Origin of the sequence: Actinosynnema sp. NPDC059797 (assembly GCF_042732085.1) — a bacterium.
GTDB lineage: Bacteria > Actinomycetota > Actinomycetes > Mycobacteriales > Pseudonocardiaceae > Actinosynnema.
In genome coordinates, this window is record NZ_JBHWIE010000324.1 from 6660 (window position 1) to 8190 (window position 1531).

At 80.1% G+C, this 1531-nt stretch carries 1 protein-coding gene; it reads left to right on the forward strand.

Annotated features, from left to right (window positions below):
- Positions 1–1531 (forward strand): ATP-binding protein (locus tag ACFV4N_RS35905; RefSeq protein WP_499677119.1); only part of this gene is annotated, 1531 nt, incomplete at both ends.

A 1531-nucleotide genomic window follows, 5' to 3' on the forward strand; every position in this document is an offset into this window, starting at 1 on the left:
GGCTACTTCCGCCTGCTGCGGGAGACCGGCGAGGTGGACCGGCTGACCCGCTGCGCGCTCGACCGGGCCCGGCACGCGCGGATGTCCGACCTGACCGGCGGCGACAGCGCGGCGCTGACCGAGGTGGCCACGGCCCGGGAGGTCCTGTGCGCCCAGGCCGAGCCGGACCCGCTGGCCGCGATCCGGCTCGGGATCTACCGGGGCGAGCTGGTCAACCGCAACTTCCTGGTGCCCGCCGAGCTGCCCGTGGCCTGGGTCCGCCTCGGGCACTGGGCGCGGGCCGAGGCGCTGGCCTGGGTGCTGCCGGACGCGGCGCAGCGGACGCGCGTCCTGCTCGCGGTGTCGCGCGCGGTGGCCGCGACCGGCGACCTGGCGCGGGCCGAGGCGATCGCCCGGTCGGCCCACCCGAGCGGGCCCCGGACGAGCCTGGCGAGGCGGCGGCTGTCCCGGTCCGGCGACCACCCCGCCGTCCTGGACGCCCCGCCGGAGGTCAGGAGGGCGCGGCGGTCGCGCGGTGACAACCGCAAGACCCGCTTCGACAAGGTCGTCGCCGCGATCGCGCAAGGCGACCTGGCGCTCTCGGAGCGCCTGGCCCGCCGCCTGCGCCGCGGTTCCCACCAGGCCAAGGCGCGGATCATCCTGGTGCGGGCACTCTCGCGGGAGGGGCGGCTCGCGCAGGCCGAGGCGATCGCCCGCGGTACCACCCACCCGCGCCTGCGGGCCGAGGCGCTCACCGCCCTGGTCCTGCCCGTCGCCGACGCGGGCGACCCGCGTCGCGCCGAGGTGCTGGCGTCCGAGGCCGAGCGCACCGCGCGGCTGGCGGACGTGCGCCCCCGGCCCGAGGTGGTGGTCACCGTGCTCGGCGCGGCCGCGGCGGCGGGCGACGTGGGCACGGCCGAGGCACTGGCGCGCTCGCTGGACGACCCGAGCCTGCGCGCCCGTGCGCTGACCGGCCTGGTCGCGGTCGTGGCGGACACCGGGGACACCGGTCGGGCGGAAGCGCTGGCCTCGACCATCGACGACCCGCACTGGCGGGCGCGGGCGCTGTTCCGGGCGGGCGGCGACGTGGAGCGGTGCCTCGACCTGGTGCGCCCGCTGTTCGACGCGGTGCGGCACAAGTACGAGCGGGCCGAGGTGCTGGCCGCCTGGTCCGTCGCGCTGGCCGACCGGGGCGACCCGGACCGCGCCGAGCGCGCGGCGCGGTCCGCCCGGAACGCGGCGCCACGGGGGCGCGCCCTGGCGCACCTGGCCCGCGTGCTCGCCGAGCGGGGCGACCCGGACCGGGCCGACGCGCTGGCGGCGGGCATCGACGACCCCGACCACCGGGCACGGGCCCTGGCCGCGGTCGCGCGGGCGGCGGCGGACCCCGCGCGGGCGCGGCGCGTGCCCGACGCCCGGTGGCGGGTGCACGCGCTGGCCGGCCTGGTCTCGACCGACGAGCTGGTGGCGGCGGTCGGGGAGGTCGACCGCACGCAGCAGCGCGCGCGGGCGTGGTGCGACGTCGTGACGGCGGCGGCTCGGCGCGGTGAAC